General features: G+C 37.3%; 23 protein-coding genes. 5 read left to right on the top strand and 18 right to left on the bottom strand.

Annotated elements, in window-relative coordinates; translation table 11 throughout:
* Positions 1-161 precede the first annotated feature (161 nt).
* The 3 genes from ACVIJU_RS04460 to ACVIJU_RS04470 form a co-directional block, all read right to left on the bottom strand.
* Positions 162-1308, bottom strand: a protein-coding gene (locus ACVIJU_RS04460) for an IS3 family transposase (RefSeq protein ID WP_445206650.1) whose coding sequence is annotated in 2 segments (ribosomal slippage) — positions 162-1038 and positions 1037-1308 — 1149 coding nt in all. Because the reading frame shifts where the segments join, the coding sequence is not laid out codon by codon here.
* A gap of 244 nt (positions 1309-1552) precedes the next feature.
* Entirely contained in the window at positions 1553-2482 is a 930-nt protein-coding gene (locus ACVIJU_RS04465) for a hypothetical protein (RefSeq protein WP_456687314.1), read from the bottom strand.
* A gap of 144 nt (positions 2483-2626) precedes the next feature.
* Positions 2627-3256 carry a YiiX/YebB-like N1pC/P60 family cysteine hydrolase gene (locus tag ACVIJU_RS04470; RefSeq protein ID WP_456687315.1) on the bottom strand — a complete coding sequence of 210 codons (630 nt, stop codon included), beginning with the start codon at positions 3254-3256 and terminating at the stop codon, positions 2627-2629.
* 417 nt (positions 3257-3673) lie between these two features.
* Between ACVIJU_RS04470 and ACVIJU_RS04475 the strand changes: the two genes are divergently transcribed.
* The gene (locus tag ACVIJU_RS04475) at positions 3674-4474 is read left to right on the top strand and encodes a uroporphyrinogen-III synthase (RefSeq protein WP_063386795.1); all 801 of its coding nucleotides are present in this window, start codon (positions 3674-3676) and stop codon (positions 4472-4474) included.
* Positions 4475-4607: 133 nt separating this feature from the next.
* Here the strand turns inward: ACVIJU_RS04475 and ACVIJU_RS04480 are convergent, their stop codons facing one another.
* The 11 genes from ACVIJU_RS04480 to ACVIJU_RS04530 all read right to left on the bottom strand — a co-directional run bounded on the left by ACVIJU_RS04480 (position 4608) and on the right by ACVIJU_RS04530 (position 15963).
* Positions 4608-5396 (bottom strand): HAD-IIA family hydrolase, encoded by a 789-nt coding sequence (locus ACVIJU_RS04480; RefSeq protein ID WP_063386794.1) that lies wholly within the window; start codon positions 5394-5396, stop codon positions 4608-4610.
* Positions 5397-5411: 15 nt separating this feature from the next.
* On the bottom strand, positions 5412-6212 hold the full coding sequence (locus ACVIJU_RS04485) for a sugar phosphate isomerase/epimerase family protein (RefSeq protein WP_456687316.1): 801 nt from the start codon (positions 6210-6212) through the stop codon (positions 5412-5414).
* Positions 6213-6223: 11 nt separating this feature from the next.
* Positions 6224-7369 (bottom strand): ABC transporter ATP-binding protein, encoded by a 1146-nt coding sequence (locus ACVIJU_RS04490; protein WP_456687317.1) that lies wholly within the window; start codon positions 7367-7369, stop codon positions 6224-6226.
* Positions 7370-7383: 14 nt separating this feature from the next.
* Entirely contained in the window at positions 7384-8208 is an 825-nt protein-coding gene (locus ACVIJU_RS04495; RefSeq protein ID WP_003252244.1) for a carbohydrate ABC transporter permease, read from the bottom strand.
* Entirely contained in the window at positions 8198-9097 is a 900-nt protein-coding gene (locus tag ACVIJU_RS04500; protein ID WP_456687318.1) for a carbohydrate ABC transporter permease, read from the bottom strand. Before ACVIJU_RS04500 ends, ACVIJU_RS04495 begins: the two co-directional genes overlap by 11 nt.
* 115 nt (positions 9098-9212) lie before the next feature.
* Positions 9213-10526, bottom strand: a complete 1314-nt coding sequence (locus tag ACVIJU_RS04505) for an ABC transporter substrate-binding protein (protein ID WP_066247712.1) — start codon at positions 10524-10526, stop codon at positions 9213-9215.
* A 468-nt stretch (positions 10527-10994) separates the two neighbouring features.
* Positions 10995-11597: a glycerol-3-phosphate responsive antiterminator gene (locus ACVIJU_RS04510; RefSeq protein WP_456687319.1), complete on the bottom strand. Its 603-nt coding sequence runs from the start codon at positions 11595-11597 to the stop codon at positions 10995-10997.
* A 503-nt stretch (positions 11598-12100) separates the two neighbouring features.
* A complete protein-coding gene (locus ACVIJU_RS04515) occupies positions 12101-12859 on the bottom strand; it encodes an ABC transporter permease (RefSeq protein ID WP_063386789.1) in 759 nt (252 codons plus the stop codon).
* 188 nt (positions 12860-13047) lie between these two features.
* Positions 13048-14028 (bottom strand): ABC transporter substrate-binding protein, encoded by a 981-nt coding sequence (locus ACVIJU_RS04520; RefSeq protein ID WP_063386788.1) that lies wholly within the window; start codon positions 14026-14028, stop codon positions 13048-13050.
* A 60-nt stretch (positions 14029-14088) separates the two neighbouring features.
* Entirely contained in the window at positions 14089-14880 is a 792-nt protein-coding gene (locus ACVIJU_RS04525) for an ABC transporter ATP-binding protein (protein WP_063386787.1), read from the bottom strand.
* A 675-nt stretch (positions 14881-15555) separates the two neighbouring features.
* Positions 15556-15963 carry a winged helix-turn-helix transcriptional regulator gene (locus ACVIJU_RS04530; RefSeq protein ID WP_456687320.1) on the bottom strand — a complete coding sequence of 136 codons (408 nt, stop codon included), beginning with the start codon at positions 15961-15963 and terminating at the stop codon, positions 15556-15558.
* A 126-nt stretch (positions 15964-16089) separates the two neighbouring features.
* Between ACVIJU_RS04530 and ACVIJU_RS04535 the strand changes: the two genes are divergently transcribed.
* Positions 16090-16623 (top strand): DUF4242 domain-containing protein, encoded by a 534-nt coding sequence (locus ACVIJU_RS04535; protein WP_063386785.1) that lies wholly within the window; start codon positions 16090-16092, stop codon positions 16621-16623.
* Between the two features lie 387 nt (positions 16624-17010).
* Positions 17011-18066 carry an acyl-CoA dehydrogenase family protein gene (locus tag ACVIJU_RS04540; protein WP_117017079.1) on the top strand — a complete coding sequence of 352 codons (1056 nt, stop codon included), beginning with the start codon at positions 17011-17013 and terminating at the stop codon, positions 18064-18066.
* A 169-nt stretch (positions 18067-18235) separates the two neighbouring features.
* On the opposite strand, the gene ACVIJU_RS04545 is transcribed toward ACVIJU_RS04540, so the two are convergent.
* From ACVIJU_RS04545 to pdxR, 4 genes are all read right to left on the bottom strand, one after another.
* Positions 18236-18403 (bottom strand): Arc family DNA-binding protein, encoded by a 168-nt coding sequence (locus ACVIJU_RS04545; RefSeq protein ID WP_065095528.1) that lies wholly within the window; start codon positions 18401-18403, stop codon positions 18236-18238.
* Positions 18404-18418: 15 nt separating this feature from the next.
* Complete coding sequence (locus tag ACVIJU_RS04550) at positions 18419-19261, bottom strand: SPFH domain-containing protein (protein WP_063386783.1); 843 nt, start codon at positions 19259-19261, stop codon at positions 18419-18421.
* A 249-nt stretch (positions 19262-19510) separates the two neighbouring features.
* Positions 19511-19759 carry a hypothetical protein gene (locus ACVIJU_RS04555; RefSeq protein WP_063386782.1) on the bottom strand — a complete coding sequence of 83 codons (249 nt, stop codon included), beginning with the start codon at positions 19757-19759 and terminating at the stop codon, positions 19511-19513.
* A gap of 75 nt (positions 19760-19834) precedes the next feature.
* On the bottom strand, positions 19835-21274 hold the full coding sequence (pdxR, locus tag ACVIJU_RS04560) for a MocR-like pyridoxine biosynthesis transcription factor PdxR (protein WP_063386781.1): 1440 nt from the start codon (positions 21272-21274) through the stop codon (positions 19835-19837).
* Positions 21275-22132: 858 nt separating this feature from the next.
* Here pdxR and ACVIJU_RS04565 point away from each other — a divergent pair.
* Positions 22133-23089: a carbon-nitrogen hydrolase family protein gene (locus ACVIJU_RS04565; RefSeq protein WP_063386780.1), complete on the top strand. Its 957-nt coding sequence runs from the start codon at positions 22133-22135 to the stop codon at positions 23087-23089.
* Positions 23090-23353: 264 nt separating this feature from the next.
* The gene (gene menC, locus ACVIJU_RS04570) at positions 23354-24463 is read left to right on the top strand and encodes an o-succinylbenzoate synthase (RefSeq protein WP_063386838.1); all 1110 of its coding nucleotides are present in this window, start codon (positions 23354-23356) and stop codon (positions 24461-24463) included.
* The last annotated feature ends 28 nt before the right edge of the window (positions 24464-24491 follow it).

Here is a 24491-nt window from a genome sequence, read left to right on the forward strand (position 1 = left end):
CTCCTTTCGCTATGAATGTGGTGCGTGTGCGATAAAGGCTTGACATGGAGCCTCTACGGGCACGATTTTTTGCGCTGGAGCGATGGACAGATAACATCGCATGGCTAAAACAGCCTATCATGCCCGTCTCTCCATATAAAGCCTCTCATCACGTTCGATGGTTAGGATGCTTGAGCCATCTTAGGTTGCTTGTACACTGTTGCTGGCGTCAAATAGTCCAAGGATTGGTGAGGTCGGTCTGTATTATAGAACGTAACATAGCGTCGAATGCCTTTTCGCAACTCTTTAGGATTCTCGAATTCATTGAGATAGATACATTCATACTTTAAAGCTCTAAAGAATCGTTCCGTACGACTATTGTCTGTTGCTCGTCCTTTGCCATCCATTGATACCTGGATGCCATACTCTTTCAACAGCCCGAGATAGTCAGCGTTTGTAAAATGGCTGCCCTGGTCACTATTGATGATGGCCGGCTTACCATGACGCAATGCCCGCTTCAGACAGTCGATGACAAATCCTTTCTCCAGCGTACTAGATAACTCGTAATCGATCACTTTGCGGCTGAACCAGTCGATGATGGTAAACAGGTACATAAAGCCCCGTCCCATACGAAGGTAGGTGATATCCACTCCCCATACATGGTTCGGACGGGTGATCTCCCATCCACGGAGCAGGTAAGGCCGGCAGTACTTGGCATGTAGCCTCTTACTAAGGTTGGGTTTTGGGTAAATAGCTTGTATACCCATAAGGCGCATGAGACGGCGTACGCGTTTATGATTCACATCAAATCCTTTCTCACGAAGTTTCGCAGTCATGCGCCTGTAGCCAAAGTAGGGATGAGCTGTATAAAGCATATCCATTTCGTGCATGAGCATGATGTTTTCTGAGCTTTCTGTTTGCCCCTTTGATTGGCGATACACGCTAGTACGATGAATACCTAATAACTGTGCCTGACGCTTGATGCTGATCGATGGGTGATTGAATTCGACCATAGCCTTTCGTTCGTCAACAGACTTATTTGAGCCCAGATTTTTTTTTCAGCCAGTCAACTTCAACCGTTAACTGACCTACCAATTTCTCTAAATTTTCTTGTTTGGCCTCATATTCTTTACGGATTTTATCCACTTCGCTTGAGCCTTTTTCAAAGACCATCGAGGATCGTTCTAGAAATTCTGCTTTCCAACGACTGACCATGACTGGGCTTAATTCATATTTGGCGGCTATTTCATTGACGGTTTGCTCTTCACGCAACACCTCAAGAACCACCTTAGCTTTAAATTCTGCGGTATATCGGTTTCTTTTTTTCATGGTATCATTATAACTTATTTATCACGCTCATGTGTCTCACCTTATGGGAGCATTATATATGACCGACATGTCGAATTGATTAGTATGAACGTCTTAACCTTTTCGATAAAAGAAACAGACGCAAGAAACACATCCATATGCCGAAAGTCATAGACAAGGTCAACATTTGATTATGAAACTCGCAAGTTAGACACCGTGAGAAGGCATTACAAAAAGCCAATACTTTTCTACATAGTATTGGCTTTTAATCATTGATGAAAAATGAAGTGAATAGACTCTCATCTCCTTTTAACTTAAATTCTTTTTCTTTTTTGAAGTTATCAAGATTATAAATTTGTATCTTTGTGCCGTCTGATGTAATAAATTGATCTTCATGAATATATGATACATAGTTTTCAATTTCTGTAGTAAATACATCAATTTTAGAAGAATTTAAATGAAGTTTCGCAATTTTCTTTTCCGTGGGTTCTCGTTGTATATCTCCTTGTGTGATAAAGATATGATCTTTGTGTACATGCATATCACTCAAGGATTTGAACGGAAGGGTAATCTTTTCAATTTTCTTGTTCATCAAGTTTATTTTTATTAATTCATTTGACTGATTGTCTTTTCCATCTGATGTTTTTACTAGGAAAAGATCGTTGTCAACGAGCTCCATATCTGATGAATACATCATATCGTCTATTTTTATTGTTTCAATTAAAGATAAATCTTTTTTATTGATTACATTGATAATACCGTAAATATCATCTGGATTGGAGTGTATAAAGGTTAATACATATAATTTGTCTGAATGTTCAATCATATAGTTCGCCTCCCCCTTGAGCTTAGTGGATGCGACCTGTTTTCCTGTTGCTATATTTGTTTTGGCAAGCTTAGAGGAAGTAAGATCTCCTTCAGACATATAAGCAAACTCCTTATCAACAGTCCAAACTGTGGGAGCAATTTTTTCTTCGTTAGGAATTTCTTTAATCTGCAAATTACTTTTATTTAACTCTAATATAAATTCATTGGTGTTGTATTTAGATTGTGGATTAGCGTAATATACTTTATTATTCATATGAATAGGTCTTTCCATAAAAGCTCCAAGAGGCATTCCTCTGTATTTCGTTTTATGTTTTGAAAGAAACTTTCCTTTTTCATTGTACAGGTGTATAACTGCTTTCTCAAACATATCTGTATAAATCACTGCATATTTGTAATCTTCGATGTTTTTTGTTTCCGTTGAGAAGCATCCTTGTAAAAAGATCATGGAGGATAACAAACAGATAAAGATCATTTTGTATCTGTTTGTTATCGTATTAAAAAGGTTCATTTGTTAAACTCCTTTAGTATAAATGATATACGTGTGAGAAGAGTTAACTAAATCAATTGGAAATACGATTCCTCCGCCATGATTTAAGTTTAAACCTGTAGAATACTTATATGCTTCATATACTAATTGCGAACAATAAAATTTTTTTGTAGTGTTGATATTCGTAAATTCCCAATTATAAGGTTTTCCTTTGTGTGAATACGCTCTGTCTGCAGCTTTTGCATCTTGAGCGACAGTTGTTCCCTTTGTCGTTACCGCATAAACAGTTTTATATTTTTTATTCCAAGTTTTTACTCCTTTTTCTGGGAAAGATTCAACTGTTTTTGTTTGTGAGTATATGATTCCTGCATGACCTACTAGAGAACCAAATTTTCCATCTTTAGTTACTAATATAACTCCTTTTCTTTTTGGATATGATGGTGCTGCTAACGCTTGAAAATTATTAGCTTTAAAATTATAAGATGATGAATTTTTATCAGGTTGAACTAGTTCTGGGTCAGATTCGATCTCTTTCTCCACTCTTTCAAAAGTTTCTAACTGTTGTTGGACTATGTCCTCAGAAGAAGTAGAATTTGCATGAGATACAGCTGGCAAAATTACCGATAACATGCATAAGGACAAGACTGTACTCAATACTTTTCCAATTTTCCCTTTATTAAGAATTCTCCTCCTCTGTTAATAAAGTATTAGGAAAAAATTCCTTTTCATTTTCATTATATATTAAACTCAACTTTTTTCAACTTAAATTTGGTAAATTAGTAAAATATTTCTGGTAAATAGAATAATAGATGAACATAGAAAATGGTGATCCTTTTTGCAGATAAAGTTAGCCAAAAACAACACCGGCACTTATTAAGACAGAAAGCCAGGTGTGCTTTTCCTATAATCCCGTCTACCGCTAACATACAAAAGCATTGAAATTCCATAACGGCTCTAACGCTACTTCCATAAAAAAGTTGCCCACAAATACTTGACTCAAACTTTTTCATTTGAAAATAAAGGATGAACGGAGTATTTATAGTATGATAGAGAAAAAGGGGGAAGAAAGGCATGGGAAATTTACATGGGAAACGGATCGCTATCACAGGCTCTCGAAAGAGCGAGGAAATTTCCACGTTAATTCGTAAAAAAGGAGGGGAGCCTGTTATTCGAGCTATTCAAGAAACAATAAAATGCTCTCCTTCGGATTTGGAGGCTGATCTTCGAAGCATTGTTGAAAAAGGGACTGACTGGGCTGTGTTTACGACAGGAATAGGGACGAACGCTCTGTTGGAAGCGGCAGAAAAGATCGGCATTTTGGATTCATTAATAAACGTTTTAAAAGAAGCAAAAATAGCTGCCCGCGGCTATAAAACGAAAGCGGCTCTTAAACAAATCGGCATTCAGCCGGATGCTGCCGATGATGACGGAACGAATGACGGGCTGCTTCGGGCTATTGAAGGATTTTCTTTTAAAGACAAGCATGTTTTTTTACAATTGCATGGAGAACCGGTGCCAAAGCTTTCAGAATGGTTTGAAAAGCACGGAGCGATTTTGCATGAAATTTTGCCATACCGCTCCATTGTACCTAATCCTGAGACCGTTGAGCAGCTGCTGGATGAAATAATCGAGAATAAGCTGAATGCTGTTGCGTTTACAGCTGCCCCGCAAGTAAGAGTGCTTTTTAAATTGGCTGAAAAAAAAGGAGCAACATCCGACCTTATAGAGGCATTTCAACAAAATGTTTTGGCAGCAGCCGTCGGCAAAGTAACTGCTGGAGAATTGAAGGAATATGGGGTGCAGCGCATCGTGGCTCCAGAACTGGAGCGGATGGGGGCGATGATTGTCGCTTTGGATGAGTATTTTCAATGATGTTGTCGTCAAAAAATTTAATGGCTGATTGTGTGTATAAAAAACAGGTGGAGCGTGACAGCTTCGAGGATGAATCACGTCCACCTGGGTTTGAACTTTTTACCTAAAAATCAGTATGTATGAAAGCATCGATTTATTTCATGAAAAACAAATACTGTAAATTTTGTGCAATATAATTCGGGTAAATTTTGTTTTTTTCAATATCTTCTTTTCTAGAGGCTCCAGTTAATACAAGGCATGTGCGGCAATTATTTGTTTTTCCAAGCAAAATATCGGTTTCTAAACGATCGCCAATGATTAAGCACCTGTTGCTGTTTATGTTTAATTTTTCAAGAATTTTTTTGCCGTAAAAAGAGGAAGGCTTCCCGATCACCTGATCGATCGGCCGTCCTGATGCAGCTTCTATTGCTTTCGCTATTGCCAGTGTATCTGAAATATACCCTTCAGGAACTGGACAAAGCGAATCCGGATTGGCTGCAATTAATTTGGCTCCATTACGAACCGCGTTCATTGCCAAATTGAGTTTTTCGTAAGTGAAGCAGCGATCAAGCCCGACAAGTACGTGGGTCGCGTCCATAGGATTGTCGGTCATTTTTAGTGAAAATTTGTGGAATTCTTCCGAAATCGCTTTTTCGCCTACAATATAGACTAAAGAGTCCGGAGATTTCTCTAAAAAATATACAGCTGACAAATAAGAAGCTGTTATGATTTCGTCCAGTTTCGCTTGAATTCCTAAATGATGAAGCCGCTTTCTGCATTCTTCTCTTGTTTGTGTCGATGTATTTGTGATAAAAAGAATTTTTTTGTTATGGCGCCTTAATCGGTCGATCGTTTCTTTTACACCGGGCAAAAGTTTATTGCCAATATATATAGTTCCATCTAAATCAAAACAATATGCATCAAAATCGTCAATGTGTAACAATACAATACTCCACCTTTATTCTGTTGAAAGTTCTTTTAGTAGAATTTCTTTGCCTTCGCGTAACTTTTCTAACGGTGTTCCGGGGGCATATTCTAGGATGAGCTGACAATCGATTGATTGTTCATGAATCGTTTTAAAGATTTCTTGCCATGGGACGGTTCCTTCACCGATTGGCAAGTGATCGTCTCCTGTTCCGTTATTATCATGAACATGGAGGGCAATCAGTCGATCCTTTGTCTGTTTCATTATTTGCGGAATATCCCAACCGTTTAAATTTGCGTGGCCAATATCAAGTAAATATCCTGCCGTGTCATGAATATTTTCTAAAAAGCTTATAAACTCATCTTGCGTAAAAATCGAACTGCCGTTGTATCCGACGTTTTCGATTGCCAGCTTGACGTTCAAAGGTTTAGCAAATTCACATAATTGATGGATATAATCTTCAGCTCGCTGCTTTGCTAAACGTTTGTCAAAAACCGGAGAAAAACAGAACCCAGGATGGATCACAACATGCGAAGCCTGAATCATGCCGGCAAACTCAATCGCTTTTTTGTATTCAAAAAATGAAGCTTCCCGAATCGCTTTATTTTCACTTGTTAAGTTAATATCCCATGCTGGCGGATGAATGGTGTAGCCGATGGGCAATTCTTTTAGTTTGGAAGACAATTTTTTGAATGATTTTTCCATGTCATCCCATTTTTCGCCATCCATTAATAGTTCAACTTTATCAGCTCCATATTCAATTAAGTCATGGACATTTTTTAAAGGATCTTTTGATATAAGCGGCAAATCAGAATAACAGATTTTTCTTTTCATAAACAACCACCTCATGAAAGATATGTTTCCACATTGATTTTGTGATTCATCGGACTGCTTTCATTCAGATCCAGCTCTTGCGGATAGCCTATTGATTGTGTGGATTCTTGATCAAAAATATGAATACGATCCATTTTTGGTTTTAGATAGACCATTTCCCCCGGATGCCAATTCTTTTTTTCACTCATCGCAATCACTTCATGACCTTCTAAATTTATATAAATACTGTAGCTGCTTCCTTGGTTTTCCACGTATTTCACTGTGCCTTTTATTGTGTTTTCTTGGGGAGTTTTATAAATTTCTAGATGTTCAGGACGAATTCCAAAAACAAACGTTTTGGCATTGCATTCATTTATTTGTCGGATCCACATCGGATGCAATAAAAATGATTGTTTCCCGATCACAACCTTACCATCATAATAATCCATATCGACAATATTCGTTGGAGGCGAGCCGATAAATTTTGCCGTAAAGATGTTTGCAGGGCGGTTATATACATTTTCCGGCGTATCTACCATTTGTAATTGCCCTTGATTCATTAACGCAATACGATCCCCTATAGTCATTGCTTCAATTTGATCATGTGTAACATAAACGATAGTTTGCTTATACATTTCATGGATTTTCACTAGTTCCTTGCGCGCAGATACTCTTAGCTGCGCATCTAAATTTGATAATGGTTCATCAAGCAGAAAGAAATCAGATTTTTTTACAACAGCTCTTGCTAAAGCGACACGCTGCCTTTGACCGCCGGATAAATCTTTCGGCAATCTGTTTTCATATCCTTTCAGCTGGAGCATTTCTAACACAGCATTTAATCTTTTTTGAATTTCGTCTTTATGAACCTTCTGAACTTTTAAACCGTACGTAATATTTTCAACGACATTCATATGAGGATATAATGCATAATTTTGAAATACCATCGCTACATTTCTTTTTCCGCTTGGAATGTCATTCGCCTTTACGCCATTCAAATATAAGTCGCCCGAAGTAATTTCTTCAAGGCCTGCAATCATGCGTAAAGTTGTCGATTTGCCGCATCCGGACGGACCTAGAAGAACTAAACGTTCTCCAGGATGAATGGTAAGATTGAGACCTTTTACAACATGTGTTTTTCCATAGGATTTCCAAACGTTTTCAAATCTTATTTCCTTCATTGTGCCATCCTCCGTTATTTAATTCCAGAAGAAGTAAATGTTCCTATAATATACTTCTGGAAAATTAAATATAAAGTTAAAGGTATTATCATTGTGATGACTGATACGGCCATGGCGACAGTAAAATTCGTGCCGCCTTCTGAGCTGATGTACATCTGTAAAGCAAGAGGCAATGTATAATTTTCCTTGCTTTTTAAAATGAGCACCGGCCATACGTATTCGTTCCAGGTAGTAATGAAAAACCAGATACCTGTTGATGTGACAGCCGGCCTAACTAATGGGAGAACGATATCTTTCATAATCCGGGCGTGTCCAATATGATCTAATTTGGCTGCTTCAATTAACGAGATGGGGATTGTTTTCATCGACTGCCTCATTAAAAAGATACCAAGCGCATTGGCAAGCTGCGGCAAAATAACACCCCAAACGCTGTTGACTAAACCGATACCCGATATGATCAAATAGTTTGGAATCATTGTTACGGTAAAAGGGATAAAAATTGTACTAATTAACATAAAATATAAAATGTTTTTCCCTTTAAACTGCAAAAATACGAAAGCATACGCTGCTAAAAATGAAGTAATCAGTTTGAAAATTGTTGCAACAGAGGCAATAATGAACGTATTCATCGTAATTTTGAAAGCAGGTAAACTATTAAAGAATGTGATATAGTTTTCGAATGTCGGATTTAACGGAACTATGTTCAAAACATTGTTGTAGGCATCTTCCAACGTTTTAAACGATGAACCTAATGCAAAAACGATCGGATATAATAGAATAATGATTGTGATGATAAAAATAATGTGCCAAGGTATCGCAACAGATCGTTTAATTTTCATAATAGATACCTCTTTCAACAAACTTAAATTCAAGAGCTAATAATATGAAAAAGATTAACATCGTCATAATTGATAAAGCTGCAGAATGTCCTGTTCTGTAAAGTACGAAGGCTTCGTGATAGGCGTGATAGATCGCATTGGAGCTGGCGTAATTTGGACCGCCTTGTGTTATCACTTTTATAGGCGTGAATACATACTGCAGTCCTTGGACGATTGTAATAATAAACACATAAATGCCAGTAGCGCTGCTCATAGGCAAGACAATATGAAAGAATATTTTCCATAAAGGAACATTATCCAAACGGGCTGCTTCTATTATTTCGCGTGAAATACCGTTGATAGAAGCATAAAGGACGATAAAGTTATAGCCAAATACTTTCCAAGATGTAATCAAACTTAAAACCAATATGACCCAGCCGTCTAATTTGCTCCAAATCGGCATTTCAATACCGAACCATCCTAAAATAATGGCAACAGGTCCGGAAACTGGATTTAAAATCCACGTAAACAATATCGAACCGACGACCAATGAGATGAATGCCGGCAGAAACAAGGCGCTTTTATAAAAACCATTAAATCGTATTAAAATTAAATCTAAAACGAAAGCAAAAAGATACGGTATGATACAGTTTATAACTAATAAGAAAGCAATATATATAAATGTATTTCCCAAAATTTTATATGTATTTCGATCAGATAAAACATCAATGTAGTTTTTCAATCCTACAAATTCTTTTGTCGGAGTAATCATGTTCCAGTCAAAAAAGCTTAAATAAATTGTGTATAAAAATGGCCAGAACATGAATATCGAAAATATAATTAACGTTGGAATCAATAAGCAATACGCTTTCCAACTCTCTTTATTTTTTAAAACCGTCCCATCACTCATATTTTTATTACCCTCCGTACTGATACCGAAAATAAAAGTTAAAAGGAGGGTGACTAAAGGAAGTTTTTTTGAAAAATTGTTATAAATGTTAGTCACCCTTTGTAGACATTTCCTTTTACTTTAACAATTCATTGATGGATTTTTCCGTTGATTTTAAACCTTCTTCTACTGATACTTTTCCTGTAAGAATTTCGTCGCGTACATCTATTAATAATTGCTCTGCCTGTAAACCGGCGTCTCCAGGGAATGATGCCCAAGGAACAATCTTGTCCATTTGTTCTATGGCAGGCTTCATCATTTCATTTTCTTCTAAAAATGATTTAAGTCCATTTTCTGCTTCTGCAACATCTTTACGTGGAGGCACATAACCTGTTCCTTCTGTCCATTTGGCCATTGATTCAACGCTATAAAGAAATTTCATGAATTCCCATGCTGCTTTTTGCTGGTCTTCATCTTTTGCTGTAATAGCCAGCATTGCGCCACCTGCCGGCAGTCTTACTTCTTTTCCTTCCCATGCTGGCGATTTGATTGCCGCTACGTCAAATTTGGCATTCGCTTGGATATGCGAACGTTGGGCAATCGTTGTATAGACCATGGCGACATTGCCATCGATAAAGCTTTGTACACCTTGATCCCAAGGCAAATGCAAGGCTGTTTTATCTTTTAACACCATATCAGCCCATAGTTGATACGCTTCAATTCCTTCTTTTGAAGCAAATGTTGCTTTTCCGTCCGTAATCATTTTGGCTCCGTTGCTTTCTAATAAAGCTTGTGTAGCCCAGTTATCTGCCGGCTCCTGCAAATAAAACCCATATTTTCCTGTTTTCTCTTTTATTATTTTGGAAAATTCTCTTACCTCTTCCCACGTTTTTGGCCCATTTTCATCTAGTCCAGCTTTTCGTAAAAGGTCTCGATTAATATAGAGGACTGGATTGCTTAACGAATATGGAATCCCGACTTGTTCACCATCCGAATTTTTCGCTAAATCCAAAACATTTTTTAAGAAATGATCTTTTAAAAATGTTTTATCTTCTGGAAAATATTTATCTATTATTTCTTGCGGCGGCACATAATGAAAATTATTTGAGAAGTAGTCTAAAAATGCCCATCCTACTTGTACAACTGCTGGTGAATTGCCCGCAGCTACTTCAGCCTGTAAATTTTGCATCAACCCTTTATACATGTCCGGGTTGTATTTGGCTACGACTTCTACAGTATCACTTTGTGCATTAAATTCCTTCACTAACTCTTCTACTGTTTTTCCGCCTTGAGTTTCAGCATTTACGTGCCAGTATTCGATAACCGTTTTTTTGTTGCCGTCCTCTGATTTAGAAGGAGAGTCATTGGCTGCCTGCTTGCTCGTGTTGTTACAAGCTGCTAACATAAATACTAATGTAAATGCGCAAATCAATTTTACAAATGATTTCATTATATTCCTCCTCACCAAATTGTTTGACCGTAATTAATGAAAGGATCTTCAAAATGTCGTGACATTTCGTCTATTTAGAAAATTCTTTACATGAATCAGTTAACAAATCGTGTTGCCTTTGACTGGCTATCACCGTCCGTGTTCGAGCAAGCGGCTTCTACAAGCTGTCTTCAATTTCAGATAAAGCTATTTTTCATCGTTATGCCAATGACAGGTTGGCAGATCGTTTGCATTAATATTTTAGGTGTAAATGCTTTTTATCTCCCGACCTGACAAATCTATTAAATGATGTCGAAATCACCTCCAATTGCTTGCATAACAAAAAAAGAGACTCCAAATATAATGTATATATCTATTCCATATACATTAAATTTGAGGTCTCTCTATTTGCACCAGTAATTATTCACTTGTTACTTATAATATAGATGAGAATTGTTAATCTAGTATAAATCATATGTAAATTCTCTTTTAAAATTTATTTAAATTTATTTCCCACAATTTTGAGTTGGACGTCGTTACAGCGAGTGCGCCATTATTTATCGCTTCCTTCGCATGTTCAGGCAAAGTCAACAGCCCTCCTGTTATAACGGGAACTTGCGAAACCTTTGTGAATTTCTTTAAAAAATCCGGCGCACGGCACGGCATAATTTCTATTATATCTGAGCGGATTTGATCCGCATCCTTCACTAAATTATGATAAACTTCCGTGTCAATTAAAAAGATTCGCTGAATAACAAATAAACCGCTTGATTTTGCCTTTTTTATTATGCCGTTCCTCGTTGTAACGATCGCCGTTGGCTGGACATTCTTTTTTACAAAGTCAATTCCATCGCCATCCATTTCCAGACCGCCTATTTTTTCAACATGCAATATGACGGGGAGCCCTTCAGACTGGATGAAATCAACATATCTTTTTACCGTTAAAATGGTTCCTGTCATTAGTAAGACAGCACTTAAATGTTCTTTATTCTTGATCGCTTTCTCAATATATTTCGGTTCTTTAATAGCTGCTACCATTTTATGTTTTTTTAATCTTTCCAACAAAATTGTTCCTGCATTGCTTTTTGCCACAGCTAAATTTCCTTTCTTTTAAAATTCCGAATCTGCTCTCAAGATTTAACAAAGTATTTTGTTATAAAAGCAATTCGATTGGCAAACGTTTGTTATATTTTGGATTGCGCGAAACATCTTGTTGGGCAGAATATGCTTGCTCTTTGGATGGGGGCAGAGGATCAAAAGCTTTTAAAAGAAATATAAAAAACAAATATTAAGCAAATATTGTGCGAAAGCTAATTCATTGTAAATTTTGCTTTACAAAAGATTTACATCTAGCATGATTTTGCATGAAAGATTATTTTTAATAGCCGAATTATTTTTGCCGTTTTCTAAAGTCGCTGGAGAGACTGGTTCCAAATAAGAAAGATGTGTATAAAAAAGAGGATGTATGCTCTTATCATGAACATACTATCCTCTGAAAAATTAATATAGGCAATTAGATGATTAGTTGGAAAAGCACTTTCAACTTGTAGGGCTGAGATATCCCTTGAAACAGGAAAGTTTGCCTTGCACAGCGATTATGCTCTTCCCCAAATACGATTAATCCAGTTTTCAATAAGTCCGACCGCTTTATCGAGAAGCAGCCCGGATACGCCGATAAATAGTATAGCAGCCATGACTAAATCAAGCCTCATGGAATTTCTGGCGTCGACAACTAAATAACCAAGTCCTGACTGCGTTCCAACCATCTCTCCTGCTACAAGAAAAATCCAAGCTGTACCTACAGCTATATGAAGCCCGTTCGCAATATAAGGGAATGTGGCAGGAAAAATGATTTTGCGCAATAGCTCGAATTTTTTAATCTCGAAATTTTGCGCCACTTTCAAATAAGTTTTATCAACGTTCTTTACAGCAGATACTGTCGATAGCAAAACAGGAAAGAAGGCAGCAATAAAAATAATTACTATTGCCGGCATATTGCCAATCCCAAACCAAAGTACAATAAACGGCGACCATGCGATTGGCGAAACAGGCCGCAATACTTGGATAATTGGGTCAATCACTCCCCATAATAGTGGAATTCTGCCAAAAATAAGTCCTAAAATGATCGCTAATACAACGGCAGAAAGATATCCAGCCAAAAATCGCATGATACTCACTTGGAAATGTTCGAACAGTGTACCATCTTTAATAAGCGAAAGTATTCCATCCCATACTTGAATGGGTGAAGGGAAAAGTGCTGAATCATATTTTCCAATGAAAATAATTAACTGCCACAAGGTAATCAAGATAGCAAAACCAATGATGACATTTATGAAATTCTTATATTTAATCATCCTATCACTTCTCTTTTTTCTCAAATTAATTGGTGAATTTATGCATCATCAACCATGCGGAACTGTCATTCCAGTATCCTTCCATCATTAGGGCTTCTGTTGTTCAACATGCCTAGTACCTGCTTAACCATAAATTCGCGTCCATCTTTCGGTTTGCTCAAAATGAGTGAGAGGAATAGGAATCCCCCTTATGGAAGCTTTGCATTGTCTATTAGCGAATGATCTACAAATTCTTCATAAGATGGCGGATTTTTTTGTAAGCCCATCTCAATCAAGTTTTTCGTTAATTCTTTATAGTCTTTTTCATGAATGATTAAATCGTCATAAGCAATCCATTTAAAAGATAAATCCATTACTTCTTTGTCCGCTTTCATATATTTGGAGGACATTTCAATTGTTTGCTCATCCTTGTGCTCTGCTACCTCACCAGCTTTTAAGTAATAATTAACAAAATCCTGAGCAATCTCTTTTTCCTTTTCGATAAATTCACCGCGCAGTACTAGTGCACAGTCAATGGAATTCTGCCAAATTTCATTATCTTGAAATAGTACCTTGCCCTTTCCGATCGATACGGAAGCTGCACCAAAAGGTTCTGCAACGACATATCCAGCAATTCTGCCCTCAGATAAAGCTGCCGGCATTTCTGCTGGAGGCATCTCGACAGCCTTTACATCATCGTACTTTAATCCGTTTTGTTTTAACATTTGATAAAGCAAAATATTGTGAGTGGAGAATTTGTGTGGAATAGCAAAATTTTTCCCCTTTAAGTCTTTAACACTATTAATATCATTTGCTACGACAAGTACGTTCCCATCTCGATGTCCTAATGCGACAGCTTTTAAATCAATGCCTTGTTCTTTTGCCTTCATAGCCAAAGTAACTAGCATGGAAGCTCCGTCAATATTGCCTGTGTTTAAGGCGTCTACAAGCTCAGGCCACGAACCAAATTTCACGAGTTCCAGATTGAATTTTTCATATTTTTCTAATTCCTTCTCGATAAACAGAGGTACTGCATGAGTAATCGGCAAATACCCGATCTTGATTGTTCTTTTTCCATCTTTGCCGCTTTCGGAAGTATTATCGCTTCCGTTTGCCCCACAAGCAGCCATTGTCAATAACAATACTGATATAACTAATAGAATCAGTCCAGATTGAATAATCCTTTTCATCTAATTTCCCCTTTTCCTATTTTTATTTTTTTATATACAATGTGAGCTTGCTTTGAAAAATTAGATATAATACTCCGTTGTTACATTAGGATGGTTAAAGTGGAATTCTTCAAAAATGATTTTTCGATAATACTGAAAATCAGAATGGCTTCGGTCTCGAGGCTTCGAGAGAGCGATCTTGATCTCCCTGTGAATATGACCGGGATTTGGATGCATAATGAGAATCCGGTCTGATAAATAGATTGCTTCATCAATATCGTGGGTAACTAAAATAATAGTTGTTTTTTCCTTTTGCTGGATGCGAAGCAGTTCATCCTGCAAATAATAACGATTAAACGTGTCCAAAGCTGCAAACGGTTCATCCATTAAAATTAATTCTGGCTTCAGTGCAAGTGCTCTGGCAATTCCTGCTCTTTGCTGCATTCCTCCAGAAAGTTCATGAGGAAACAAATCTTCTTTTCCTTTTAGACCAACCAAGGCCAAGTAATGTAACGCTCTTTCCTTTCGTTCTGCAGGATGAAGCTTGAGACCTTCCAGCCCCAATTCTACATTTTTAAGCACTGTTCGCCATGGGAGCAGTCCATAGTCTTGAAACAGCATTATGCATTTCCGATTCGGCTGATTCACCACATTCCCATCAAGCAAAACTTGACCGCTATCCGCCTTTTCAAAGCCGCCGATAATATTTAAAAAAGTGCTTTTCCCGCAGCCGCTTTCTCCTAATATGGAGATGATTTCACCTTGCTTTATTTCTAGTGAAATCTTGTCTAGAACGTGTATTTTTTTATTTTTATTTGTGAAGCTCTTGCTCAAATTTTCAACTTTAATAATTGTAGACTGCTGAGAATCCATTCATTACACCGCCTCTTAGTCGTCGGATTTTCATTAATCTTCGGTTAATTCATTAACAAAATAATTCTTATAAGAATAGTGAGTTTTAATATTTGTAGATCATTTTATTATACTTTGTTAGTTTTTTCAACTATATATAGAAAATATTTTTTAGTGTCAATGAGTTTAATTTTTGAGAATGAATCGTGTTATTTTGATTGTGAGCGGTTTGCACCGATGTATCTGGACGTTTTGTAGAAGAAGTGATGGGAGTTCAATGAGGATAAGCTTAGTCATTGCGTTTTTATAGATTTTTATTATGATGGACGTTTGCGGATGGCATTTTTGAAGCCGGAGGCAGGAAAACATTTAAAGCTGTAAGCGGGATTTTTAAAGTGATGCTTTAAGAATAGGTAGGTGATCAAGCATACTGGATTTTACGGAAGGTGTTGAAAAAGGAGAACAACGGAATGATGATAACCTGGAATAGGGGATTTATAATATGGACTTCGTATTCGTTAGACAAAGGGAAATGAATTTATGTGAAAATTGGTATCTAAGAGGCTAGACGCGTGGAAAACTCCTCCTGAAAGGCAATTGCCGGAGCTTCCAGCACGCCTATCCTTAAACTAGTCTTAGAGGACCTGACAGCATTTTTATTTAATATTTTGAAGCTCACTTTCAATAGAAATAACTTCAACATTTTGGGCAAGTTCGCCTGTTTTTTTTGGAATAATAGGCAATGTCCACCTCATCACCTGTAGCCGGGTCAATCAGTTTTTTATAACATTTTTTTAAATGTTTGCTTCCCCAAATAATTAGTGCATTGAAAACATGCTCTAAATCTTTTCCGCTTTGTGTTAATACATAGCGGTATCGAGGTGGATGCTGTGAATAAAGCTCTGATTGAACGAGGCCTTCTTCTTCTAAATATCTGAGACGTTCCGAAAGCAAATTGGAAGAAATTCCCGGTAAAGCTTTTTTAATTTCATTAAAAAGTGCATTTCCGTTTAAAATTTCATGAATAATTAACAGTGTCCAACGATCTCCAATGATATTAAGTGATTGCGCGATGTTGCAAGGGATATCATATCTTATTTTCATAAACTAATCTCCTCCATTTGTTACAATCCATTTTAACATAAAATAATTTAAAAGTGATTAAGTTGATTTTTTGAACTAAGTATATTAAAATGACTTTATGATAATAAAAAAGTGGGGGATAAAAATATGGCGCTATACTTAATTGAATCATCCTTAAATGGTATTGTATCAGCAAAAGAGGAATTAGATCAAAAAGTTTCAGAGCTTCAAGGAAAATTAAACGAAAATCAGGCATCATTAATTGAACTTCAAGTATCAAAGGATTTCTCACGCGCATTCTTTATTGTTGAAGCAGAAAATCAAAAAGCTGCCACTGAAACGTTAAAAGATATTCAGATACCTATTCATCTAGTAAAACAAGTTCGTCTTGTTGGAAAAGAACTCGAAGATGTAAAGAAAAATAATGAAGTTGTCAATTATTTGGTTGAATGGAATTTACCAGAAGATTTGACAATGGAACAATATTTGGAGAGAAAGAAGAAAAACTCTGTACATTATCAAGAAGTTCCTGAAGTAACATTTTCGAGAACTTATGTTTGTGAAGATATGACAAAATGCCTTTGCTTCTACGATGCACCAGATGAAGAGGCTGTTAAGCGTGCCCGCAACGCAGTAAAAACACCAATTGACTCCATTACGGAAATATTGGCAGATAAATAATCAATTTTAATAACCTTTTTTTAAGAGGCGGGGCTGTCCGATAAGTCCCTAAAATGAAGCAAGTGGAGAAAAACAATGCGTTTCTCTCCACTTGCTTTTATATTTTTTCGATTTTTATCTGAAAGTAGCTGGCGGATGCCGGCTACTTTCAGGAAGTTGTAATAAACCAAGCATTGGTTTATTGTCTTTTTTTTTGCAAAGCTCTTTTGAAATACATATACAGGTTCATCTTTATCAAAAAAATAGGAGAGGCGGCAAAATAAAGATTGATTTTTTGAACCTAATATAATAAAATAACTTTAAACCGACTAAACACGTAGGAATTATTTATTTAATAATAATTGGAATGCCTGATTTCGGACATTATGAACGCGGGTGATGATTGAAATGAATAGTTTGGACGAAAAAGTTGAAACGTTGGAGCAGTTAATTGAAAAAGAATTGAAACCATATGTAAAAAAAATTGATGCGGAAGGTTTTTATCAGGAGCAATATTTGCGGGAGCTAGGGAAAGCTGGATTTTTCTCTACGAATCATAAGTCGCAAAAGGAATATATTTTACAAGAAATGAAAGTAGTAGAAGAAACAGCAAAATGGTGTATGACGACTGCATTTTGCCTATGGTGCCATCTGGCCGCTTTAACTTATGTGCGAAATTCCAATAATCTTTCATTAAAAAATAAATTGCTCCCTTTGTTGGAGAGTGGAAAAATTTTAGGTGCAACAGGCTTATCGAATCCGATGAAATATTATGCAGGACTTGAAAAATTGCACTTAAAGGCAAAACCTAAAGAAGATGGTTATATACTTTCAGGTGTTTTGCCGAATGTATCCAATCTAGGTGACAATCATTGGTTCGGTGTGATTGCTGAGGTGGATGAACACAAACGAATCATGTGCTTCATTCCGAGCAATGCAGAAGGATTAATATTAAAGGAAAAAAATGATTTTCTAGGTTTAAATGGAAGCGCAACATATTCTTGTACTTTTCAAGATGTTTTTGTCCCGAATGAGTGGGTTTTATCTGACGATGCGGATCTTTTTGTGGAGAAAATCCGCCCGGTTTTCATTTTATATCAAATACCTCTTGGTTTAGGTGTTATACGATCTTCCATCGCCTCCATTGAAAAGGTTATTAATAAACAAAATGGCTGCAACAGCTTTTTGAAAATACAGCCGGGTCAATTGAAAACACAAGAGCGCAAAATTCAAGATGACATTCATGCATTGTTCAGCGGTCAAAGACTCGATTGGAAAGAAATTGCAAAGATACGTTTGGAAGCTGCTTATTTAACCCTTGAAGCTGTACAGGCAAACATGCTTCATCACGGAAGTGCCGGATATCTCATGCATAGTGCACCTTCCCGCAGACTCCGCGAAGCGTATTTCTTTGCTAATTTAACACCAACAGTGAAACATTTAGAAAAAGTTCTTCACTCATAAAAAATCCCTCATGGTTATCCATAAGGGATTTTTTGTATGTGCTGGGCATCTGTACATTCGCCAAGCTTTAAAGCAGCAGTATTTTGTTTAAGACAAGGGTGTCTAGGGCGCCAAGATCTGAAGGAAGTCAGCAGCCAATTTTCGACTTGCGGAAAAGATGATCGATGTTTTATTCTTTCTCCTTTTTTTTCTTTAACCTTCCTTCGCGTCGAGCAGCGTCCCGCAATAAAAATTCAATATGGGAATTGACGCTGCGGAATTCCTCTTGCGCCCAACGTTCAATAACGGCATACAATTCAGGATCGATTCTTAAAGGGAAATTTTTCTTTTTTGCCATGATGCGACACAACCATTAATATAGACTTCCGGTATTTATGACCGGCTGGGTGCCGCGATCGGAGATGATCGCAACCATTAAATTATTCACCATGTTAACCTTTCTTTCTTCATCAAGCTCAATCGTTCCGTTGCTAGCCAGCTGCTCGACAGCCATTTGGGCCATGCTGACGGCTCCTTCGACAATCTTTTTTCTCGCAGATAAAACGGCGGCTGCCTGCTGGCGCTGAAGCATGGCGCTGGCAATTTCAGTCGAGTAAGCTAAATGAGTCAGTCTAGCTTCTATTACTTCAACTCCAGCGACGTTCAACCTTTCTTGCAATTCATCTGCCAGCTCTTTTGAAACAACATCGGCGTTGCCTCTTAATGTAATATTGTGGTCATCAAACGTATCGTAAGGATATTTCGTTGCTACATGACGAATGGCAGCCTCGCTTTGGATTTCCACGAATTCTTCATAATCATCCACATCAAAAGTTGCTTTTGCGGAATCGATTACTTTGAAGACGATGACCGAGGCAATTTCAATCGGATTCCCTTCCACATCGTTTACTTTTAGCTTTTTGCTGTTAAAATTTCGAACGCGAAGGGACACCTTTTGTCTAATAGTTAATGGAACCGTTAAAGCAAGGCCACTTTTCCGAATGCTTCCTAAATAACGTCCGAAGAAAATGACAACGTTTGCTTGATTCGGCTGTACAATGGTAAGGCCGCTTCCAAGCAGTGCGGCAAGAACAACCAATACAATTGCAGGAACAATAAACTCCTGGATAAATGTAAAAGCTGCTCCGAGCAAAAGTGCAACGATTAATACAATTCCAATAAACCCGTCAATAAACCATGCCTTTTTTTCTTTCAACTTTCATTGCCCCTCTCATATTATTATTATATTAAAATGATATCACTTTTTGAAATAAATGTAAATTATTATTGTCAAAAAATTTTGGCGAAAAACGTTTTTGGAGCTATGAAAATTCAATGAAAGCCAAAATAAAAAACCTCAACTAACAACCATGCTAAACGTCATTTCGTTAGCAAGGGCTAGTCGAGGATTTCGGTTTAAATATATTTAGTTCATTATTGTTTGCATAGATTCATTTCTTTAGCATTAAAACAGAAAAATAAGACATACAATGAGGATGACAATAAACAATAAGGTATAAATCCATGTCAACGAGCGAACATTGCGAAAGGAGCTTGTTTCATATTCCCTTGACCTTGCGAGTTCATCATGGGGACTGTTCCCGATCGCTTTATATGTTTCTATTTTGTTCCCTACTTCTTTTCCGATAAACGCAGTTAAAATGAGTGCAAGTACACAAATAATAATGCCTACGGTCAATAACATACTATACATAAAACCATCTCCCTGTCTCTTTACATTGTGGTAGAGAATTGATTCGTTAATGTCCTTGCTTGATAAAATAGAAATTTATTTATGCTGAATATTATAAAATGCATCAGCAAATCTTTTTATTCCTTCATTTATATTTTCTTCATTTTCTCTTGCGAAGGTAAAACGGACATATTTTGTACTTGATCCAAGCGTTGAGCCCGGAACATAAATAACCCCGCGCTTGATCGACTCTTCTAGCAGCTGGATCTCATTAAAGTCTTTCTTTATTTTGCACCATAAATGAATGCCTCCTTGTGGGATATAAAAATCAACATCGTCTTTTAAGTAGAATCGAAGGCTTTTGACAATTTGATCCCTTCTGTTTTCGAGCCGTTTGACTAAGCAGTTGATATGGGCATCGAAGTCGTCAGATTCCAGAAAATCATTGGCAATCCATTGAGTAAAGCTGGCATGACCGAAATCCACTTGCTGTTTGGCATCAGACAATCTTTCAATCACAGGCTTTGGTCCAATAACCCAACCAATTCGCAAACCAGAAGCAACAATTTTTGACAATGAGCTGATATATAAGACATTTCCATGCTCATCCATTGATTTTAGCGGGTAGGTCTCTTCCCCATTAAAGGACGTTAAACTGTAAGGATCGTCTTCAACAATCGGTATTCCATACTCAGACGATATTTCCAATATTTTTTCCCGCCGGTTTTTATGAAGGAAAGCGCCTGATGGATTTTGGAAAGCAGGATTTAAAAAGATCATCCTGATTCGATGTTTTTTATGCAATAGAAGCAAATCATCCGGGTTTATACCGTCTTTGTCAACTGGTAAATAGAAAGGTCTAATTCCGGTTGATTTAAAGACCGGGAGACTGTAATAATACGAAGGCTCTTCTAATGCTATCGCATCACCCGGCTTTAATAAGCATTGGACGATTAAATATAAAGCTTGCTGCGCTCCTGATGTGATGAGAATGGAAGACGGATTTGTCTCAATTCTCCGATATCGTTTCACATGCTTTGTGATAGTTTTTCTTAATATCTCATTCCCTTGAGGATGATCATATCCTAGGCTTCCGATAAATGACCTTGTCGAAATGATTTCTCGCAAGGAGTCGATTGGAAAAAGATCTTCCGACAATTCACCGCTAGCTAAATTGATTAGTTTATGCTCTTCCATCTCTTTGCGTATTCTCTGGGTCACAGGTAAATTCGGCAAGAACGATCCTGCCTCAATATACCGATTCCAGCTTGGTACACGCTTCTTTGTCATGCCCCATATATCTTTGCTGATTGTTGTTCCGCTTCCTCTCTTTCTCTCGATAAGTCCGTTTGATTCTAATTCGTCATATGCAGCCACAACTGTGCTTCTGTTTATTTGCAGCTTATTGGCCAAAAACCGTTCAGAAGGCAGCGGTTTATCAGGGGGAAATGTGCCATCCGCAATTCCATTTTCAATATATTCGGCCAGCTGTTTATATATAGGCTTTTTTGCATTTCGATCCGGTTTCCAGTCCATATGCTTCACCCTTTAGATTTGCTTGGCACTTCCTGCTATATGGCAAGTTAACCAGGTTCTTTGTTATTTATCTATAGAATGTTCCTATTGAACATAATCGAAAATGTTGTTATATCCATCAAAATTTGAACCTGTTCAAACATTAATTATAACGCTAGATGAAAGAATAATGCCCATCCAATTCAGTAACATTTTACCCATCCACTTTTATTTTAACTTGGAGTTTTTAGCACATGATTTGAACGCTGCTGAAAAATCATTATCTTTTGTAACATGGACGCAATGCTTAAAGCTGTCCTGCCCGATTTTTTCTTTACTTGAAGTTGAAAACCCTTAAAATAGATGTGCGATTTTCGGCAAATTTATTTCACTTTATGGTTCGTCTTGGATAAATGGCTGTTGCAGTATTGAAATTGGATGATTGACAAAATCTTTGATTGGATGGTCCAAAAATTTTTGAACATTTTTATTATGAATAATATACTCCAATTCAAACCGTTTCTCATATTTTACGCTTAATGCTTCTATAGAATTAAGTGTTGATAGTTAGTTCGACACTCAGCCACAGCTGTATTGTACAAAGGAGCATGCTAAGAAATTACCATTAAATTACTTCAGATGAGATATCACATGAAAAGCTCTCATGGAAAAACATAATCCAATTATTTTGAACTCTAATACATGGGCCGGCCCTTCTATGCTTAAAAAGAGGATTATTCAAAGTGTTTTCCTTCCTGTGCAGATTTTTTTATGGAAGATGAATAGGGGGCAACTTCCGAAGGTTATTGACTTTGAAGGTTCATGAGCTTCGGCATTTAAGATGGCTTTAGATTTTTCAATTTGGTGGAGGGGAAGAATATGTCGAACAGAGCACAAAAGGTTAAAGTTGCTGTTATACAAGCCTCATCTGTTATTATGGACCGGGACGCCACGACAAAAAAGGCGGTTAGCCTCATACATCAAGCTGCTGAAAAAGGAGCAAAGATTGTTGTATTTCCTGAAGCTTTTATTCCCGCTTATCCTAGAGGCTTATCTTTCGGTACAACGATTGGGAGCCGTTCGGCTGAAGGGAGGAAGGATTGGTATAGATACTGGAGCAATTCTGTAGCTGTTCCGGACGAAACGACGGAACAACTGGGCGAAGCGGCTCGAAAAGCAGGTGTCTACCTTGTGATAGGCGTTACAGAAAGGGATAATGAATTTAGCGGCGGGACTCTTTACTGTTCTGTTTTATTTTTCGATTCTGACGGACAGTTGTTAGGAAAACACCGCAAATTAAAACCGACTGCAGCAGAACGGATTGTTTGGGGGGAAGGGGATGGAAGCACATTACCAGTGTTTGACACCCCTTATGGAAGAATAGGGGCGCTAATCTGCTGGGAAAATTATATGCCGTTAGCAAGGGCTGCGATGTATGCACAAGGAATTCAAATTTATATTGCCCCAACGGCTGATGCAAGGGAAACTTGGCAGTCAACAATCCGCCACATTGCTTTGGAGGGGAGATGCTTTGTTTTGTCTGCCAATCAATATGTGACAAAAGATATGTATCCGAAAGATTTGGCTTGTTATGATGAACTTGCTTCTTCACCTGAAGTAATGAGCAGAGGTGGTAGCGCGATTGTTGGACCGTTGGGCGAATATGTGGCAGAGCCCGTATTTGGCAAGGAAGACATCATCATTGCAGAACTGGATATGAAACAAATCGCCTATAGCCAGTTTGATTTTGATCCTGTTGGGCATTATGCAAGACCTGATGTTTTTAAATTGCTAGTCAACAAAGAGAAGAAGACAACTATTGAGTGGAAAAATTAATCTCATGATGAGACTCGTTTCTACGATTGATCTCATTATTTATTTGAGATTTTGCAGTTCAATAAACAATAAGGGAAATAAAGAAATCCCTTGCTCCTTTACATTAAGAAAGCGTTTATTTTATAATTAGTGTAAAACAAACGTTCGAGTGGATTCGCTATTTTAAGAAATATTTTCCGGGAAATATCGAGCCCTCTGGCGAATGGCAATGATTTTGTCGAACTTAGCTGAGAGCTTGTTTAAAAAAGGAGATGCTCTTAATTGATAAAAATTAAGAAAATTGTTTTGCATATATTACAGATGCGTTTGAAAGCCCCATTTTCTACTAGCTATGGAGACATTCACGATCGCGAATTGTTGATCGTAGAAGTAAAGGATGATGATGGTGCAGCCGGTTTTGGAGAAGGGGTTGCTTTTTCCATTCCATGGTATACAGAAGAAACCGTGAAAACAACTGTGCACATGATCGAAGATTTCCTCATTCCGATTTTATCAAAGACGTCGTTTCATCATCCTCGTGAGTTGGTTGAATCGTTTCGTTTTATTCGCAGAAATTATATGGCAAAAGCGGCTTTGGAAGGTGCCGTGTGGGATCTATATGCAAAACAGCAAAATATACCTCTTTCACAAGCTCTCGGGGGAATGAAAAAAGAAGTTGAAGCTGGGGTGAGCATCGGTATTCAGCCAACAATAAAAGATTTAATCAGTCTTATTGAACAATATCAGGAGGAAGGATACAAGAGAGTAAAAATAAAGATTAAACCAGGTTGGGATATTGAAGTAGTTAAGGAAATACGGAAGCATTTTCCGAACTTGGATTTAATGGCTGATGCGAACAGTGCCTATACATTAAAAGATATAAATCATCTAAAACAATTGGATGAGTTTCAATTAATGATGATTGAGCAGCCTCTTGCGCACGATGATATTGTGGATCATAGCAAACTTCAAAAAGAATTGGAAACACCGATCTGTTTAGATGAAAGTATTTGTTCCTTAGAAGATGCTCGAAAGGCTGTTGAACTTCGAAGCTGCAAAATTATGAATATAAAAATCGGCCGTGTTGGCGGTTTGACAGAAGCAAAAAAAATCCATGATTTTTGCAAAGAGCAAAATGTTCCAGTTTGGTGCGGAGGGATGCTTGAATCAGGGATTGGACGGGCCCATAATATATCCCTAGCGACACTTGAACAATTCACACTGCCAGGAGATATATCCAGTTCATCTAAGTATTGGGAAGAAGATATTATTGAACCGGAAATATCGGTTTATAATGGGAAAATTGCCTTGCCTGATAGCCCGGGGATCGGTTTTCATGTAAGCCGTGAAAAATTAAAAAAATACACTGTTGAAACGAAAGTATTTACCCTATAAACAAAATAATCCTCTGCATGTTTTGCAG

This window comes from Aeribacillus sp. SP014, from assembly GCF_054055575.1.

What these genes read in the sequence shown, in the direction of transcription:
- ACVIJU_RS04485 (WP_456687316.1), bottom strand. Translation starts at nt 6,212, where the DNA reads ATGAAAAGAAAAATCTGTTATTCTGATTTGCCGCTTATATCAAAAGAT.
- ACVIJU_RS04540 (WP_117017079.1), top strand. Translation starts at nt 17,011, where the DNA reads ATGAATAGTTTGGACGAAAAAGTTGAAACGTTGGAGCAGTTAATTGAA.
- ACVIJU_RS04530 (WP_456687320.1), bottom strand. Translation starts at nt 15,963, where the DNA reads ATGAAAATAAGATATGATATCCCTTGCAACATCGCGCAATCACTTAAT.
- ACVIJU_RS04515 (WP_063386789.1), bottom strand. Translation starts at nt 12,859, where the DNA reads ATGATTAAATATAAGAATTTCATAAATGTCATCATTGGTTTTGCTATC.
- ACVIJU_RS04490 (WP_456687317.1), bottom strand. Translation starts at nt 7,369, where the DNA reads ATGAAGGAAATAAGATTTGAAAACGTTTGGAAATCCTATGGAAAAACA.
- ACVIJU_RS04475 (WP_063386795.1), top strand. Translation starts at nt 3,674, where the DNA reads ATGGGAAATTTACATGGGAAACGGATCGCTATCACAGGCTCTCGAAAG.
- ACVIJU_RS04545 (WP_065095528.1), bottom strand. Translation starts at nt 18,403, where the DNA reads ATGGCAAAAAAGAAAAATTTCCCTTTAAGAATCGATCCTGAATTGTAT.
- ACVIJU_RS04505 (WP_066247712.1), bottom strand. Translation starts at nt 10,526, where the DNA reads ATGAAATCATTTGTAAAATTGATTTGCGCATTTACATTAGTATTTATG.
- ACVIJU_RS04565 (WP_063386780.1), top strand. Translation starts at nt 22,133, where the DNA reads ATGTCGAACAGAGCACAAAAGGTTAAAGTTGCTGTTATACAAGCCTCA.
- ACVIJU_RS04465 (WP_456687314.1), bottom strand. Translation starts at nt 2,482, where the DNA reads ATGTTTGAGAAAGCAGTTATACACCTGTACAATGAAAAAGGAAAGTTT.
- ACVIJU_RS04555 (WP_063386782.1), bottom strand. Translation starts at nt 19,759, where the DNA reads ATGTATAGTATGTTATTGACCGTAGGCATTATTATTTGTGTACTTGCA.
- pdxR (WP_063386781.1), bottom strand. Translation starts at nt 21,274, where the DNA reads ATGGACTGGAAACCGGATCGAAATGCAAAAAAGCCTATATATAAACAG.
- ACVIJU_RS04500 (WP_456687318.1), bottom strand. Translation starts at nt 9,097, where the DNA reads ATGAGTGATGGGACGGTTTTAAAAAATAAAGAGAGTTGGAAAGCGTAT.
- ACVIJU_RS04535 (WP_063386785.1), top strand. Translation starts at nt 16,090, where the DNA reads ATGGCGCTATACTTAATTGAATCATCCTTAAATGGTATTGTATCAGCA.
- ACVIJU_RS04495 (WP_003252244.1), bottom strand. Translation starts at nt 8,208, where the DNA reads ATGAAAATTAAACGATCTGTTGCGATACCTTGGCACATTATTTTTATC.
- ACVIJU_RS04525 (WP_063386787.1), bottom strand. Translation starts at nt 14,880, where the DNA reads ATGGATTCTCAGCAGTCTACAATTATTAAAGTTGAAAATTTGAGCAAG.
- ACVIJU_RS04520 (WP_063386788.1), bottom strand. Translation starts at nt 14,028, where the DNA reads ATGAAAAGGATTATTCAATCTGGACTGATTCTATTAGTTATATCAGTA.